This is a genomic window from Buttiauxella sp. 3AFRM03 (assembly GCF_003675305.1).
GTDB lineage: Bacteria > Pseudomonadota > Gammaproteobacteria > Enterobacterales > Enterobacteriaceae > Buttiauxella > Buttiauxella ferragutiae.
In genome coordinates this window covers 329,838-344,393 of the sequence record NZ_CP033076.1, presented here as the reverse complement: position 1 = coordinate 344,393, position 14,556 = coordinate 329,838, and the positions used below count along the sequence as shown (strand labels likewise).

Annotated in this window: 17 protein-coding genes; 10 read left to right on the top strand and 7 right to left on the bottom strand. The window is 45.5% G+C overall.

Going from position 1 to position 14,556, the window contains the following annotated elements:
- The first annotated feature begins 5 nt into the window (after window positions 1-5).
- Entirely contained in the window at window positions 6-653 is a 648-nt protein-coding gene (locus tag D8682_RS02810) for a hypothetical protein (RefSeq protein WP_064546753.1), read from the top strand.
- A gap of 85 nt (window positions 654-738) precedes the next feature.
- Here D8682_RS02810 and D8682_RS02805 read toward each other — a convergent pair whose 3' ends face one another.
- Window positions 739-1,023, bottom strand: a complete 285-nt coding sequence (locus D8682_RS02805) for a SemiSWEET transporter (RefSeq protein WP_064546755.1) — start codon at window positions 1,021-1,023, stop codon at window positions 739-741.
- Window positions 1,024-1,642: 619 nt separating this feature from the next.
- On the opposite strand from D8682_RS02805, the gene D8682_RS02800 reads away from it, so the two are divergent.
- Window positions 1,643-3,061 carry an MFS transporter gene (locus tag D8682_RS02800; RefSeq protein ID WP_064546757.1) on the top strand — a complete coding sequence of 473 codons (1,419 nt, stop codon included), beginning with the start codon at window positions 1,643-1,645 and terminating at the stop codon, window positions 3,059-3,061.
- A 28-nt stretch (window positions 3,062-3,089) separates the two neighbouring features.
- A complete protein-coding gene (locus D8682_RS02795) occupies window positions 3,090-4,394 on the top strand; it encodes a glycoside hydrolase family 28 protein (RefSeq protein WP_121813478.1) in 1,305 nt (434 codons plus the stop codon).
- Between the two features lie 133 nt (window positions 4,395-4,527).
- On the opposite strand, the gene arsH is transcribed toward D8682_RS02795, so the two are convergent.
- On the bottom strand, window positions 4,528-5,232 hold the full coding sequence (gene arsH, locus D8682_RS02790; protein ID WP_064546761.1) for an arsenical resistance protein ArsH: 705 nt from the start codon (window positions 5,230-5,232) through the stop codon (window positions 4,528-4,530).
- Window positions 5,233-5,319: 87 nt separating this feature from the next.
- Here arsH and D8682_RS02785 point away from each other — a divergent pair, with 87 nt between their 5' ends.
- From D8682_RS02785 to arsC, 3 genes are read left to right on the top strand one after another with little or no spacing between them, the layout of a single operon-like run.
- Window positions 5,320-5,640, top strand: coding sequence for a metalloregulator ArsR/SmtB family transcription factor (locus D8682_RS02785; protein ID WP_121813477.1), 321 nt, complete (start codon window positions 5,320-5,322; stop codon window positions 5,638-5,640).
- Between the two features lie 46 nt (window positions 5,641-5,686).
- Entirely contained in the window at window positions 5,687-6,976 is a 1,290-nt protein-coding gene (locus tag D8682_RS02780) for an arsenic transporter (protein WP_121813476.1), read from the top strand.
- Window positions 6,977-7,004: 28 nt separating this feature from the next.
- Window positions 7,005-7,433 carry a glutaredoxin-dependent arsenate reductase gene (gene arsC / locus D8682_RS02775; RefSeq protein WP_121813475.1) on the top strand — a complete coding sequence of 143 codons (429 nt, stop codon included), beginning with the start codon at window positions 7,005-7,007 and terminating at the stop codon, window positions 7,431-7,433.
- A 41-nt stretch (window positions 7,434-7,474) separates the two neighbouring features.
- Here arsC and D8682_RS02770 read toward each other — a convergent pair whose 3' ends face one another.
- Window positions 7,475-8,500, bottom strand: coding sequence for a permease (locus D8682_RS02770; RefSeq protein ID WP_121813474.1), 1,026 nt, complete (start codon window positions 8,498-8,500; stop codon window positions 7,475-7,477).
- Between the two features lie 112 nt (window positions 8,501-8,612).
- Here D8682_RS02770 and D8682_RS02765 point away from each other — a divergent pair, with 112 nt between their 5' ends.
- From D8682_RS02765 to D8682_RS02750, 4 genes are all read left to right on the top strand, one after another.
- On the top strand, window positions 8,613-8,921 hold the full coding sequence (locus D8682_RS02765) for a helix-turn-helix transcriptional regulator (protein ID WP_064546771.1): 309 nt from the start codon (window positions 8,613-8,615) through the stop codon (window positions 8,919-8,921).
- A gap of 164 nt (window positions 8,922-9,085) precedes the next feature.
- Window positions 9,086-9,289 carry a hypothetical protein gene (locus tag D8682_RS26925; protein WP_202914367.1) on the top strand — a complete coding sequence of 68 codons (204 nt, stop codon included), beginning with the start codon at window positions 9,086-9,088 and terminating at the stop codon, window positions 9,287-9,289.
- Between the two features lie 157 nt (window positions 9,290-9,446).
- Window positions 9,447-9,659, top strand: a complete 213-nt coding sequence (locus D8682_RS02755; protein ID WP_121813472.1) for a hypothetical protein — start codon at window positions 9,447-9,449, stop codon at window positions 9,657-9,659.
- Window positions 9,660-9,887: 228 nt separating this feature from the next.
- Window positions 9,888-11,510 carry an ABC-F family ATP-binding cassette domain-containing protein gene (locus tag D8682_RS02750; protein ID WP_121813471.1) on the top strand — a complete coding sequence of 541 codons (1,623 nt, stop codon included), beginning with the start codon at window positions 9,888-9,890 and terminating at the stop codon, window positions 11,508-11,510.
- Window positions 11,511-11,535: 25 nt separating this feature from the next.
- On the opposite strand, the gene D8682_RS02745 is transcribed toward D8682_RS02750, so the two are convergent.
- The 4 genes from D8682_RS02745 to D8682_RS02730 all read right to left on the bottom strand — a co-directional run bounded on the left by D8682_RS02745 (window position 11,536) and on the right by D8682_RS02730 (window position 14,258).
- Complete coding sequence (locus D8682_RS02745) at window positions 11,536-11,700, bottom strand: YnfU family zinc-binding protein (protein WP_121813470.1); 165 nt, start codon at window positions 11,698-11,700, stop codon at window positions 11,536-11,538.
- Window positions 11,701-11,834: 134 nt separating this feature from the next.
- Window positions 11,835-13,001 (bottom strand): methyl-accepting chemotaxis protein, encoded by a 1,167-nt coding sequence (locus D8682_RS02740; protein ID WP_121813469.1) that lies wholly within the window; start codon window positions 12,999-13,001, stop codon window positions 11,835-11,837.
- A 202-nt stretch (window positions 13,002-13,203) separates the two neighbouring features.
- Window positions 13,204-13,794, bottom strand: a complete 591-nt coding sequence (locus D8682_RS02735) for a YSC84-related protein (RefSeq protein WP_121813468.1) — start codon at window positions 13,792-13,794, stop codon at window positions 13,204-13,206.
- Between the two features lie 197 nt (window positions 13,795-13,991).
- Window positions 13,992-14,258 (bottom strand): hypothetical protein, encoded by a 267-nt coding sequence (locus tag D8682_RS02730; RefSeq protein ID WP_121813467.1) that lies wholly within the window; start codon window positions 14,256-14,258, stop codon window positions 13,992-13,994.
- Window positions 14,259-14,556 lie beyond the last annotated feature (298 nt).

Here is a 14,556-nt window from a genome sequence, read left to right as displayed (position 1 = left end):
CAATCATGACCCCTGTTGAACTCAATCGAGTGCTTGCATGGCTGGACCTTCGTAATGATGCGGTATTTAACAAAATACCGCCCGCGAAATACCGCTATTATCTGGACAACGCGCTGGCTGCCGGGGAACAAGCGGCCAGCGAGTTTCACGGAAAAAACATCCGTGATCTGTATGCAGAAAATGGCATCGACATTCAGCTTAAACAGGGGGATGGCCTGTTTTTCACCGTCCAGTTCCGTGCCCAGTTTGAATACAGTGAAGTGAAGTCCATTCGGCGGGTAACGTTGTATCAACCCTCGCTGGAAAGTTTACAACGCAGCTGCGAACAATCTGGGTTGCAACTACCACTCAGTAAAATCATCGATATCCATCTGGCGCACGAGTTTTTCCATTTTCTGGAACACCACCGGCATCAACCTGTTGGGGCAACGCTTGAGAAAGTCTGTCATGTCTCCCTCGGTCCGTTCCGCAGTTATTCGACGGTGTGCGCCACTTCAGAAATTGCTGCGCATCGCTTCTGCCAGGTGCTAAACGGCCTTGAACATTACCCAACCTACTACGATTTTCTTTGGCTGGTGCACAGCGGAAAACAAACTGAGCGGGAGAAAGACGAACTGTTTGCCCATTCGTGGCAGGAACTAAGCCAGATGTGAAAAACATGCTAAGTGGGGGAATATTAGGAGAGATTAGAGCGCAGGGAGAACCGTTCTCCCTGCCCTTTATTGCGGAATGCAGGGGTTAACTATTTAATGCCTTCTTTCCTGTAACAATATCATTTCTGATTTTCATGACAAGAATTGAACCCGCAAGGATAAAAGTAATGAAGTTTGGAATGATGACTGGCAATGCATTAGACATAATGCCGTACATTAGCCATAGAGAAATACCAAACACAAAAATAGAGTACATTGTTAAAGATATATCTTTTGTCGACTTACTTTTCAGAACCAAAACTACCTGAGGGATAAATGAAACAGTGGTACATGCACCACCGATAAACCCCACCATATCAATCGTATTCATGTAGTAAATTCTCGTAAAACTAGAGCTTAACGCCAATCAAAGTGTTGATTCGGCATGCTCCTTGAAAGATAGCATTGAGTCTTAACACAGTTATTGGACCAATTATTTTACCTGGTAAACATCTCTCCAGACACCATCTTTTAAAATACCTGCCCTCTCACAAAACTCTTACCATTCCGTGATTATTTCGAGTTCATGGTAAGTCATAACATACTGATTAATCAATTCATTTCCATTATTAACAATGACAATTCAGCTTAATAATTACTAATTCTCGCGAATTAAAAAATTGCCATTATCCAAAAATAATAAATAACCCACTGTTAAAAAACAATAAACAATTCATTTAAAAATAAATTATTTGGTAAACCACTTTCACGCCCCTAAAAAGTTTAAAAATAAACTTTAAAAAAACAAGCAATAACAATGTGAATAAAATCACAGTTATCAGAGTAATTATCTTAGGTTTTTTATTTATGTGACCGCCAACAACAAACAATTATGTCATACCAATTATTCTCAGCATCACTTACCTGTATGACACAAATAGGAAGTGGTATACAAAATCGCAATAGATTCTTAATATTTTTATTACATGAGAATTAAGAGGGTTAGCTCTATGAGTACCAAAGTTTTAAATGATGAAAAAATAAGAATAGCTGCAATTAAGCCCTTTGGTATGAGGGATAAAATTGGTTACATGTGTGGTGACTTAGGCACCTGCTTTATTTTAGGGCTAGTTAATAGCTTCTTAATGATTTATTACACAAACGTCCTTGGTGTTTCAGGGATCATCGTTGGTTCATTATATTTTGGCACAAAACTTTTTGACGCTTTTGTTGACGTGACGGTCGGTCGCATGTGTGACACGTCAAAATTGACAGCAACAGGTCGTTTTAACCCCTGGATTCGCAGAATGAAGTATCCATTCTGTGCCATTGCAATCGTATTATTCCTGCCGTTTGCGCAAGAGTTATCCTATACAGGTAAAATCATTTATATCTGCGTTTCGTATTTTTTATACGGCGCGCTGTTATCGACCATCAACATTCCTTATGGCGCAATGTCTGCGGCTATCAGCTCCAGCCCGGATGATCGCGTGTCCCTTTCTACCTACAGAAGCGTGGGTTCGGCAATCGGTGGCGGCGCAACAGGGTTCTTTATCCCAATCCTGATGTACAAAACGATGGTTGACGGCAGCCAGGTGATTTCTGGACAGCATTTCTTCTGGATCGCCATTGGCTGTGCATGCCTGGCATTCATCTTCCTGACACTGACATGCAAATTAACCACAGAGCGTGTGCGTGTAGAAGCGAAAGAGAGTATGGCCCTTTCACAGCTGCTGAAAGGTCTGCTGAAAAATAAAGCGCTGATCGTTCTGGTGGTGGTTGACCTGCTTATTGTGATCAACCAGGGGTTATCCGGAACCAACATGACTTATCTGTTTAACGATTACTTCCATGATAAACAGGCCATGTCCATCGCCCTCTTGTTCACCTTTGGTTCTCTGGTTTTACTGGCACCTTCTGCATCATTCTTGACCCGCCGTTTTGGCAAGAAAGAAGCCAGCGTTTGTGCACTGATGTTCTCCGTTGCCATGTATTTGATTATGTATTTTTGCCACATAACAGATCCTAAGATCTATTTGGTCTTCCTGTTCCTGGCAACCCTGGGCGCTGGCCTGTTCAACTTGATGATCTGGGCATTTATGACTGATGTCTGTGACTATCATCAGTATGTGACTGGAACGCGTGAAGACGGTACCGTTTACGGGGTGAACTTCTTCGCCAGAAAGATCGGGCAAGCTTGTGCGGGTGGGATTGCCGGCTTCATGTTGGCATTAATTAACTACCAGTCTTCTTCGACCGGTGGAACAGTACAAAGCCTCGAAGTACAAGAAAGCATTTATACCATGGCTAACCTTCTGCCTGCATTCTGCTTATTTGCCTCAGCTGTCATATTGATTTATTTCTATCCATTGAATAAGAAAACAACACTGGATATGGAAAAAACTTTGAACAAGATCAACGGCATTTAATCGTAAAAACCATAAAGAGATTTTTAGCATGACAACACAACTTGATATTAAAGACTTTGGTGCAACGGGTAACGGGGTTGAAAAAGATACCCATGCTATTCAACAAGCAATCGACCTGGGTGCAGCACAAAGCAAAGCAGTATTTATTTCAAAAGGGGTTTATCTGGTTGGTGCACTCTTTTTAAAAGAAGGCAGCAAATTAAAATTTGAGGATGGTGCCACTCTGCTGGGCTCTAAAGATCTGGCAGATTATCCAGAAATCGAAACCCGAGTGGCCGGTGTTGAAATGCCGTGGCCAGCAGCCATTTTAAATGCTATCTCAGCCAATAATGTTGAAATTTCAGGCAATGGTTTAATTGATGGGCAAGGCCAACACTGGTGGGATATTTATTGTGGTGCAGATAAAAACAGCGGTTTACGCGTCGACTATGACAAGAAAGGTCTGCGTTGGATTGCCGATTATCTGGTGAAGCGCCCTCGCTCCTGCCTGATTTACGAGGCTGAAAACATCAAGATTTCTGATATCACATTTGAGAGAGCTGGTTTTTGGAACTTGCAAATCACCTATGCGAATAACGTATTGGTTCGTAATGTAAAAATTGGTGATAACCATGGGCCAAGCACTGACGGAATTGACATTGATTCATCGACAAATGTTCGTGTCACAGAGTGCGTAGCCTCGTGTGGTGATGATTGCATCGTGATTAAATCCGGACGCGATGGTGATGGTTACCGTGTCGGTAAAATTTCTGAAAACATTGAAATCGATAATTGTAAGATCAAGTCAGGCTACGGTATCACGCTGGGTAGTGAAGTCAGTGGCGGTCTTCGCGGCATTCATATTCATGACATCGAATTTGAAGACTCTGATTGCGGATTCCGAATGAAATCATCCAAAGAACGCGGTGGTTTCATTGAAGATGTGGTGGTGGAAAATCTACATATGAAGAACGTTCAGTTCCCATTCTCATGGATAATGGACTGGCATAACTCATATAACAGAAAACTGTTTGAAAATATCGACCAGTTACCTGAAATGTGGCAGGCCGTGGCATTGCAAATCCCTGAAAACATGCAAATGACCAAGGTGAGAAATATCAGCATCTCTAATGTTAAAGCCACATTAGATCCAGATTACAAATTACCTGCAAGGGCATTTGATCTCGTCGCGTTCCCGGAAAAACCGATGGAGAATATTCGCTTCAGTCAGTGCAGCATCGAAGCAAAAGAATTCGGCCGCATCGTTGCCGTGAATGGCCTGCAATTTAATGATGTCACTGTCTCGATCGCCGGTGAAAACGATTATTCAAATGATACATTTGATAATCGCTAATCGTACTTATATTCAACATAGATTAAAAAGTGGTTACTAATACTACGGTTTAATTTTGAATTTCAGTACTGTCACCCTTTTGGTATTTTTTCCAGGAGGGTGACAACTGCTTTAACGTAGGAAGTTTGGCCTGTCAGATTTTCGTCTGGTTAACCCTCTTCGACAGTTCCTGATGGCTCTCTTTTCTTTCGCTGTAACGGTCAGAAAGATATCCGGTGTGCCCTTTTAGGATGAGAGTGATTTTGAACAGCTCTTCAGTGACATCTACAATCCGGTCATACCAGGCAGACGGTTTCATTCGCCCTTCATCATCAAATTCTTGCCATGCCTTCGGTACTGATGACTGATTTGGAATAGTGAACATCCGCATCCAGCGACCAAGCACGCGCATCTGGTTTACAGTATTAAATGACTGCGACCCACCGCAAACCTGCATCACGGCCAATGTTTTACCCTGAGATGGCCGCACTGCTCCTTCACTCAACGGTATCCAGTCTATCTGCGCCTTCATAACAGAACTCATGGCGCCGTGTCTTTCCGGGGAACTCCAGACCATGCCATCACACCACCTGACCAGTTCTCGTAATTCCAGCACTTTAGGATGAGTATCCGGTGCGTCATCAGGCAATGGTAATCCTGAAGGGTTAAAAATTTTTACTTCAGCCCCCATTTCACTCAGCAAGCGCCCTGCCTCTTCGGCGGCAAAGCGGCTGTAAGAACGCGCCCGCACAGAACCATAAAGAATCAAAATGCGTGGAGCTTCCTGGTTATCGCTCTGAAGTTTGCTGGCAATTGCTTCATCAAAAGAGCCTCGGTCAATTGCGGGTAAGTGAGTCATGAAAAATCCTTCGTTTTTAAAGCTGTTCTTTAAAACCAATCATATATGAATTAACATATGTATTGTCAATTCATATTGAGGTTAAAAATGCTACAGCCTGTTCAGCTTTTTAAACTGCTTGCCGATGAAACTCGTTCAACTATCGTGATGCTGCTAAGAGAGTATAGCGAGTTATGTGTCTGCGATATTTGTGCAGCCACGGCTGAATCCCAACCCAAAATATCCCGTCATATGGCTTTGTTACGTGAGGCGGAACTGGTAACCGACCGCCGTGAAGGAAAATGGGTTCACTATCGTTTGTCGCCACATATACCTGCCTGGGCTGCCGCGATTATTGACTCCGCCTGGAACTGCGAACGCGAGAACATACGCAATAAACTCAAGAATACTTTGACTGCCTCATGTTGAGGAACAGAGGATACATACGCCTAATCAAATATGAATGGAGTTCATAATGTTATTGGCCGGTGCAATTTTTTTACTCACTCTCGTTTTGGTTATCTGGCAACCTCATGGGTTGGGTATTGGCTGGAGTGCCTCGCTTGGCGCAGTCCTTGCGCTTCTGACAGGTGTTGTTCAACTGAGTGATATTCCGGTGGTCTGGCAGATTGTCTGGAATGCGACCGCTACCTTTATCGCGGTTATCATTATCAGCCTTCTGCTAGATGAGTCAGGTTTCTTTGAATGGGCAGCTCTGCATGTGGCTCGTTGGGGCAATGGCCGTGGTCGGTTGCTGTTTACCTGGATTGTCCTGTTAGGCGCAATGGTGGCAGCACTGTTTGCGAATGACGGTGCTGCACTGATCCTGACGCCTATCGTGATTGCGATGCTTCTGGCGCTGGGTTTCAGCCCAGGGGCAACGCTAGCTTTTGTGATGGCCGCAGGATTTATCGCCGATACGGCCAGCCTGCCTCTTATTGTTTCGAATCTGGTAAATATTGTCTCGGCTGATTTCTTTAACCTCGGATTCGCAGAATATGCCGCGGTGATGGTGCCGGTTAACCTGGCAGCCATTGCAACCACGCTGGTGATGCTGCACTTGTTTTTCCGCAAAGATATCCCCGCCGTATACGACATTTCACTGTTAAAAGAGCCGAAAGCGGCAATCCGCGATATCAACACCTTTAAAACCGGCTGGCTGGTTCTGGTGCTGCTGTTGGTGGGGTTCTTTGCTCTGGAGCCACTCGGGGTGCCGGTCAGCCTGGTCGCTGCCGTTGGCGCGCTAATTCTGTTTGCAGTTGCGAAAAAAGGCCATGCCATTAATACCGGCAAGGTACTACGTGGCGCACCGTGGCAAATTGTTGTCTTCTCGCTGGGGATGTATCTGGTGGTTTATGGTCTGCGCAATGCCGGTCTGACCCACTACCTTTCTTCCCTGCTCAACCAACTGGCAGAACATGGCTTGTGGGCGGCGACATTGGGCACCGGGTTCCTGACGGCATTCCTGTCGTCGGTGATGAACAATATGCCGACTGTTCTGATCGGCGCGCTGTCGATAGATGGCAGCACTGCCACCGGTGTCATCAAAGAAGCGATGATTTATGCCAACGTAATAGGCAGCGATCTTGGCCCTAAAATTACCCCAATCGGCAGTCTGGCAACGTTGCTGTGGCTGCATGTATTGGCACAGAAAAATATGACGATTACCTGGGGATATTACTTCCGGGTGGGCATTGTCATGACTATCCCTGTGTTATTCGTCACGCTGGCGGCATTAGCCCTGCGGTTGTCAGTAGCACTGTAATTTTTTGTTTTAACAAGAGATCATCACCATGAGCAATGTGACTATTTATCATAATCCCGGTTGCGGAACGTCCCGTAACACGCTGGAGTTAATTCGTAACAGCGGCACTGAACCGACGGTTATTTTGTATCTGGAAACGCCTCCCACGCGTGCGGAATTGGTAAAAATGATCGCCGATATGGGGATTTCGGCGCGGGCGTTGTTGCGTAAGAATGTCGAACCGTATGAGCAATTAGGGCTGGCGGAAGATTCCTTCAGTGACGAGCAGTTAATTGATTCTATGTTGCAGCACCCTATTTTGATTAACCGACCGATTGTGGTTACCCCTCTGGGCACACGGTTATGCAGACCTTCCGAAGTGGTATTAGATATTTTGCCTGATGCGCAACGCGGCGCGTTCACTAAGGAAGATGGTGAACAAGTTATTGATGCACAAGGTAAACAGATCAAGAACTAAATACGATCAAGGGAGCACAGGCTGCTCCCTTGGTTTTTCCGCTAGAAAAGCAACTGCGTCAGATACCCCATCATCACGGCCATGCCTAAAATCACCGTCAGGAAGGCAATAATCATCGGCATTCTGAACATAGATTTAAGCAGAATCACCTCTGTTAAGCTGGCTCCCGCACTGCCGATAATTAGCGCCATGACTGCGCCAGTTCCCATCCCTTTAGTCATTAAAACAGACGCCAGCGGGATCACGGCTTCCGCTCTGATATAAAGCGGAATACCGATAATCGCACTCAATGGGACGGCAAAAGCGTTATTGCTCCCGGCATGGCTGGCAATCCACTCGGTGGGAACAAAACCATAAATAAAAGCGCCAATCAGCACCCCAGCCAGCAGATACGGAAAGACTTCCTTAAACTGTTTCCACGCCTCCTGCCATGCCTGCGTCATCGCTCCTGGTGTTGATGCTGTTGATACCTCACTACGCGTGCTGACACAGCATGAACTACCCGTTTTAATAGATTGAATGTTTATCCGAACCGGTGTCGTGTTGCTGTTACAACATGAGGCTACCTGAAGTTTTGTAATGGGTGCAGAGCAGCCTACGGGAGAAGATATTCCTTTGCGCTTCTCGTTAATGACATACCGTTCAAAACCGAACTGACTCAGAATGAGACTGGACAGCACTGATACGACAGTGGCGATAACAATATAGAGCAGAGTGATTTTCAGCCCGAAAGTCGCCCACATCAAGCCAACAATAATCGGGTTGAGCAGCGGCGAGACAAACAGGAAGGTCAGCGTCGGACCAAAGCCAGCTCTGGCTGACAGCAACCCACGTAACATGGGAATCGTCGAACAGCTACAAAATGGGGTGATCGCCCCGAGCAAAGCCGCAATGACATAGCCTCTGCCCTTGCGTGCCCCCAGCATTGCCTGAATTTTGCTATCTGGAATCTTCTGCCGTAGTAAATTGACGCCCAGGCTAATCACCAGAAACAACAGCGACAACTCGGCGGCCAAAAAAAGGAACATCTTGGACGCATCGGACAGCATTGTTAATCCATTACTCATCTTCATCTCCTCACAAATTAAAAAAACTATATTTCTAGTATATTCGAAGTGATTTGTGGGGCAAAAGATATTTCTGGTATTATCGAAATATCAGTTATCGGGAGGTGAGATTATGCAACTGGAAATGGTCGCTAAAGCATTGAAAGAGTTGGGGCACCCTACACGTCTGTTTATTTTCAAACATCTGGTCAAAGCTGGCAGTCAGGGATTACCCGTAGGTGAACTACAGAAACAGTTAGAGATACCGGGGTCGACGCTTAGCCATCATATTTCAGCGCTGGTATCTGTGGGTCTGCTGCAACAAAATCGGGAAAGTCGGACACTGATGTGTGTCGCACAGTACGATGTTCTTGCAAGCATTATTGAGTACTTACAAGATGAGTGCTGCATCAATGGGTCAGAAACTATTCCGGAAAAATAACGCTGTAGCGGCAGAATCCAGGGCAGCCGAATTTTGCTCCGGATACACATATTTTACCAGGCTTCTGGCTCCCTTAACATATGCACAATATTGCATGGATTCATTATCCACCCCCCTTTAAAACCCTCGGGTAAGAGTTCGACACTGTCGCAACGAACTACCCCATGTTCTTGTATATGCTGCTGCGCCAGGTTGAAATCAGGAGTAAACAGTTCGAGCCACACTTCGGCCTGGCTCAAACCTGGCGCTTCATCGATCCACAATCGATTTGGGCCAAGTACGAAGCCGGTGGCCGGCAATTTATCTGTGATTTCAGGGAGTCCAAGAGTATGACGATAAAAATCAAGCGTCTGTTGATACTGATGTGAGGGGACTTTGATGGCAATATCAATCCCCCCTTAATTTCTGCGTTCATAAGCATGACCTAATTCAGAATCGGTGTGAATCAGCTAAGCCTGGTACAAACCTCGGATCTATCAACCTGCTGAATATGATTTCCTCGTTTTACAAAGGGAATCAATAATATTGAATGTTACCCAGTGGCATTTTTCAGCAACAAACGATGGCGTGACTATCCGTACGCTGACGCCGCAGGAAGTGGCAAGCTGGAAAGTGATCACGCAGTATCAACAGGTACAAGAAAACTGGGTGAAAACACAGGAAGCAAAAGGTGTTAAAGATGCGGCGCAGACGCTCAAGCAAGTGACCGCCATTATGAACGAGAGCATGAAAAAATAGTGTTTCCCGGTCGTCATGACGACCGGTTGTTAGTCACCTTTCCGGTAAACTATTTGTGCGCAAAATTCATACTGCCCTTTACTTTCAATACATCGTATCTAAAATAATTTACTTCATTTCTTCTCTATAGGTATTACGCCAATGCGCCATTGATGCTGCCGTCTGTCTGACGGCCAATTGAGTTGCCCCGCCTGTTCGGGTCAGTTTCTGGCATCTATGGAGTACACCATGACGAATACTTATATCGCGCTGGAAAGCGTCGAATTCACCTTACCTGACGGCACCCCGCTGTTCACGCAACTCACTGAAACTTTTGACACTCGTCATACCGGCCTTGTTGGGCGAAATGGCGTGGGTAAAAGTGTGCTCTCGCAGATTTTAGCAGGGCAAATTCCACCGTCATCCGGGCGCTGCACACGTTCCGGAACCGCCTGGTATCTGGCACAGCAGATTGTCTATCCGCCGGAGTCTACCGTTGCGGATCTTGCCGGTGTGCAGGCAACGATTGACGCACTGGAACGCATCGAAATAGGCAGCGTGTCTACGTCCGATTTTGATCTTGTTGGCCAGCGCTGGGATATCCGTCAGCAATTACAGTTTGAACTTGAAAGATGTGGGCTCGGGCATCTTGACGCCTCCACGCCTGTCAGCCTGTTAAGTGGTGGTGAAGCGATGCGCGTTTCGCTGGCTGGTGCCTGGCTGTCGGAGGCTGATTTTTTAATCCTTGATGAGCCAAGCAACCATATCGACAGCACCTGGCGGCGGGCGCTGATTAACCAGTTACAACGCTGGCAGGGTGGGATGTTGGTCGTAAGCCACGATCGGCAACTGCTGGAGTCAATGCAGCGAATTGTGGAATTGTCATCACTGGGTTTGAGTAACTACGGCGGAAACTACTCTTTTTACGCGCAGCTTAAGGCGCTAGAAACGCAAAATGCTCTGCAACTACTTGAACAACGCAAACGTGAGCGCCAGCGCGAACAAAAAGCGCTTCGTGAGCAGAAGCAACGGCTTGAGAAGCGGCAATCCAGGGGAAACCGACAAGGACGCGAAGCCAACCAGGCCAAAATTTTACTGGGCGGGCAAAAACAACGCAGTGAAGCATCAGCTGGGAAATTAAACCAGCAACATCTCGCCGCCCAGGCGCTACTCGATAAACGGGTACATGAAGCGGCAACTCAGGTAGAGGAAAACTCGGCGATTGTGGTGCATTCCCTGGCAGTGAATTCACCTGGCAGACGCATGGTTGCTGAACTCAAAGATGTGCAACTTCCCTATGTGGCTAACTTCCCTGCTCCTCTGAATCTGACGATAACCGCCCAGCAGCGCATCGGGGTTGTCGGAGATAACGGATGTGGGAAATCGACATTAGTAAAAGTGCTGGCGGGTCTGCTTCAGCCATTGTCCGGGGAGTCTCGTGTCTCACACAGTTACGCGTGGCTCGATCAGCACCTCACGAGCCTTGACCCACAATGCACTGTTCTGGAACAGATCCAGCTCGCCAACCGCACTGCTGGTGAAGCGGATTTACGTATGCGGCTGGCGCAGCTCGGCCTTGATGCTGACAAAATCCAGATCCCCAACGGCCTGCTGAGTGGGGGTGAACGCCTGAAAGCGGCGTTGGCTTGTGTGCTGTACGCCGACCCAATCCCACAACTCTTGCTGCTTGATGAACCCAGTAACCATCTGGATTTAATTTCCATACAGGCTCTGGAAATTATGCTCTGCAGTTACCAGGGGGCATTGGTCGTTGTTTCACATGATGAGGTCTTTTTGCAGAATCTGAATTTATCCGACCGGTTATCAATAACTAAACATGGTTGGCAACTTCAGGTCTGGAGTATTTCATGACCGGGATTTATCGCATAACAGCGCGTTATCGCGGTATCACGAACAGTGATTTACATTTTGGACAGAGCAATGTTTGCCCCTGACGGATTTTATTTGCTGGATGTGAAGATTTGCTTCCACAAATAGGACATGTCACCGAGCTATTTGCCGTATTACCGAAGCGCTTCATTGCGTAATCTAAGAGGGACATGATGATTAGCCATTTCAATGAATGAAGTTCATCGTATCACGCCCTGAACAAATAGCGCACAAGTTATCCTGTGGCCGATCTCTTCGGGCGTGTATGGCTACGGCAAAGGCAAACGGGCATTTAATAACGCTAAATTAAAATGTTTGCCACAACCCTTCTTCAGCCTGTTTCAGTGGATTAGCAGGAACTTTCCTGGGCGTGCCAGTTACGAGCACCCTTTCTTCGTCGCCAAGACGCAAATTATTAGTTCTGGTTTGCAATTCCACAACCTGGTCTTTTAACACATCCGAAGAGTGAGCCAGTTCTACCACCACTGCCGCATTGCTGTGTGTAACTTTTTCCAACTCTGATAACGCGACAGTAATTTGCTGGATCCCTTTTTCCTGTTCATTAGTCGAGATAAAGATGTGCTCCATCAGCAAATTAAGATCGTCGGATCCCGAAACAATATCGTGCATATTTTTTTCTGCTTCAGAAACCAGTTTCGCGCCCTGCATCACATTAATATTCGTTTGCTCAATTAACGACTTAATATTTTTGGCAGATTCTGAACTTTTTTTCGCTAATACTCTGACTTCACCGGCGACGACAGCAAAACCCTTACCGTGTTCGCCCGCTCTGGCGGCTTCCACTGCGGCATTTAATGCCAGGATATTGGTCTGGAATGCAATACCATCGATTATGCTAATAATTTCAGTCATTTTCTTTGAGCAATCGGTAATCGACACCATATTTTCGGTCAGCTTATGCATCAAATCACTGCCATGCCCGGCAGATTTATGTGCTTCGCTGGTGATGATGTTTAGCTGGCGGGTGTTTTCTGCATTACTCCTGGTCCCTGCGGAAATCTCTTCCATGCTGGCGGCGGTTTGCATCAACATCGCCGATTGTTGTTCGGTTTTTACCGATAAATCCGCACTTTGGTTGGCAAGAGTGCTCGATAACTCACTGGCTGAATTTGAAGACCTCCTGATATCCATAACCAAATTGGAGATTTCTTTTGCCAGGCTGTTTATTCCGGGAATTAATTTCCCTGCACAGTTATTACCAAACTCACGTATAGATATGGACAAATTACCTGTATTGATTTCATCAATATTTCTTTTAACTTCATTAATCGGCCTGACAAGATATTTAGTCATGTAAGCCCATAAGATGAGCAGTAAAACGACACCGATCACAGTTAGCATAAGTAAAATATTAACATTTGCTAGTAACAGGAAGGCTATTAAATCCATGGCAGTAATTGCAATTGCTGTAAAAACAATAATTACGGTTCTTACGCTGTAATCTTTAAACATGTTCAGACCTATTACATATTTCGCGGGTACCTATATATATCGGCGTTATTTATGAAAGATCCAGTGCGCAGTTAAAATCAAAGCTAAATACTGACATAAGCAAATGGCGAAGTTTTTTACACTTCCTTACAAGAGAGGATGGAAAGCAGAGGTGGAACAAAAACATAAAAAAACGGTGCTCCAGGCACCGTTTTATTATGTTTTACTTACCGTTCAGAGCGTCATCTGGCCAGTATTTATAGCCGTTAACCATGGCCTGTGCAGCAAGGCCTTTTTCTGTCATTTCATAGACGTAAAGCTGTTTAGGTAACTCGACTGAACTTGGTGCGACAGCACTTGCCGAAGCATTGACTGCAGGCAAACCTTTATCGTCATATTTTGCCGCAGCATTTGCATCAGCGCCAACAATATAGCCATTTTTAATAAAGTCGCTCAGCGCTTTGCTATCATTGAAGACCAAAACGGTACGTAATTGCTTAACGCCCATCCCGACACCGGCTCCAGCCTGGGCCATTTTCATATAGGTGTCTTTGCCGCTTCTAAGATCTTTCACCACACCATAACCACTGCCGAACCCTAACATCAGGATTTTGCTGCTATTATTTGAGAATACGGCGTACCCTTTAGACTTCAGAATCTGTTTACGAGCCTCAGGATGAATCTTATACAATTTAGTTAACGTATCAATTCGCATTTGTTGGATAGTGTTACGTTGCTGGCTAGCGGTATCGCCTTTAGCGCTACAACCGGCAATAGCCAAAACTGCAATAAGAAGTATTTTTTTAAACCGCATGTGATCCCAATCCATTTTAAAGAACGGTCATTAAACAACCAGAGTTGTATAAATACCGAAAATAAGGACGCGAATTTTATGACACAGTCGATGTTGTGATTAATTCTTTTGTGCTAAGCCTGATTTTTTTTATTTAATTTCAAACAAACAAGATATTGCCTAATTACCGTTAATTTTGGTAATGGCTTGGGCGTAGATTAGAATAGATAAACCAGCACTGCCATGATCACAACGGTCAACGCTATAAAAGCGATAGTGGCAGAAAAACCACCTAAAGAATCCATATTGTCACGGGTGTTTTCATTTAACTTGTCAATGGCTTCCTGCTTGCTTTCCGCCTCAAACTCCAGCGGATATCTTTTAAAGCCGTCTTGTTTTAGCTTTTTGATATCGTCTTTCGACAGTGCGCTACGGGCAAAAATTTTCGTGGCTTCGTCTTTGACGTAAAACACATACTTTTCCATACACCATTCTCCTCTGTGCTCGCACCCACTATAGATAGCCTGGATATCTTCAAGTCGAAGACCATCATAAACCAGTCACCGCTCATAAAAGTTTAACCTGGTTAAAAAGTTGCGCGGTTTCCTGGAAAAAAATGCGCAAAAATCATTGTCAGCGAAGGTCTTTAATTTGTCGAAGTGTGTGATATAAAGACAGACCTCGCGAAAAAGTGACCACAGTTTGACTAAACTCACCGTGGTCGCCACACAAGTCTAAGATGCGCTCCGCGCAATTCTCGACCAGCGTCCTTAAATGCCTGAA

Bases quoted from the DNA above. Each gene is read 5' to 3' on its own strand.
- D8682_RS02810 (WP_064546753.1), top strand. From the start codon at position 6: ATGACCCCTGTTGAACTCAATCGAGTGCTTGCATGGCTGGACCTTCGT.
- D8682_RS02805 (WP_064546755.1), bottom strand. From the start codon at position 1,023: ATGAATACGATTGATATGGTGGGGTTTATCGGTGGTGCATGTACCACT.
- D8682_RS02800 (WP_064546757.1), top strand. From the start codon at position 1,643: ATGAGTACCAAAGTTTTAAATGATGAAAAAATAAGAATAGCTGCAATT.
- D8682_RS02795 (WP_121813478.1), top strand. From the start codon at position 3,090: ATGACAACACAACTTGATATTAAAGACTTTGGTGCAACGGGTAACGGG.
- arsH (WP_064546761.1), bottom strand. From the start codon at position 5,232: ATGACTCACTTACCCGCAATTGACCGAGGCTCTTTTGATGAAGCAATT.
- D8682_RS02785 (WP_121813477.1), top strand. From the start codon at position 5,320: ATGCTACAGCCTGTTCAGCTTTTTAAACTGCTTGCCGATGAAACTCGT.
- D8682_RS02780 (WP_121813476.1), top strand. From the start codon at position 5,687: ATGTTATTGGCCGGTGCAATTTTTTTACTCACTCTCGTTTTGGTTATC.
- arsC (WP_121813475.1), top strand. From the start codon at position 7,005: ATGAGCAATGTGACTATTTATCATAATCCCGGTTGCGGAACGTCCCGT.
- D8682_RS02770 (WP_121813474.1), bottom strand. From the start codon at position 8,500: ATGAGTAATGGATTAACAATGCTGTCCGATGCGTCCAAGATGTTCCTT.
- D8682_RS02765 (WP_064546771.1), top strand. From the start codon at position 8,613: ATGCAACTGGAAATGGTCGCTAAAGCATTGAAAGAGTTGGGGCACCCT.
- D8682_RS26925 (WP_202914367.1), top strand. From the start codon at position 9,086: ATGTTCTTGTATATGCTGCTGCGCCAGGTTGAAATCAGGAGTAAACAG.
- D8682_RS02750 (WP_121813471.1), top strand. From the start codon at position 9,888: ATGACGAATACTTATATCGCGCTGGAAAGCGTCGAATTCACCTTACCT.
- D8682_RS02745 (WP_121813470.1), bottom strand. From the start codon at position 11,700: ATGTCCCTCTTAGATTACGCAATGAAGCGCTTCGGTAATACGGCAAAT.
- D8682_RS02740 (WP_121813469.1), bottom strand. From the start codon at position 13,001: ATGTTTAAAGATTACAGCGTAAGAACCGTAATTATTGTTTTTACAGCA.
- D8682_RS02735 (WP_121813468.1), bottom strand. From the start codon at position 13,794: ATGCGGTTTAAAAAAATACTTCTTATTGCAGTTTTGGCTATTGCCGGT.
- D8682_RS02730 (WP_121813467.1), bottom strand. From the start codon at position 14,258: ATGGAAAAGTATGTGTTTTACGTCAAAGACGAAGCCACGAAAATTTTT.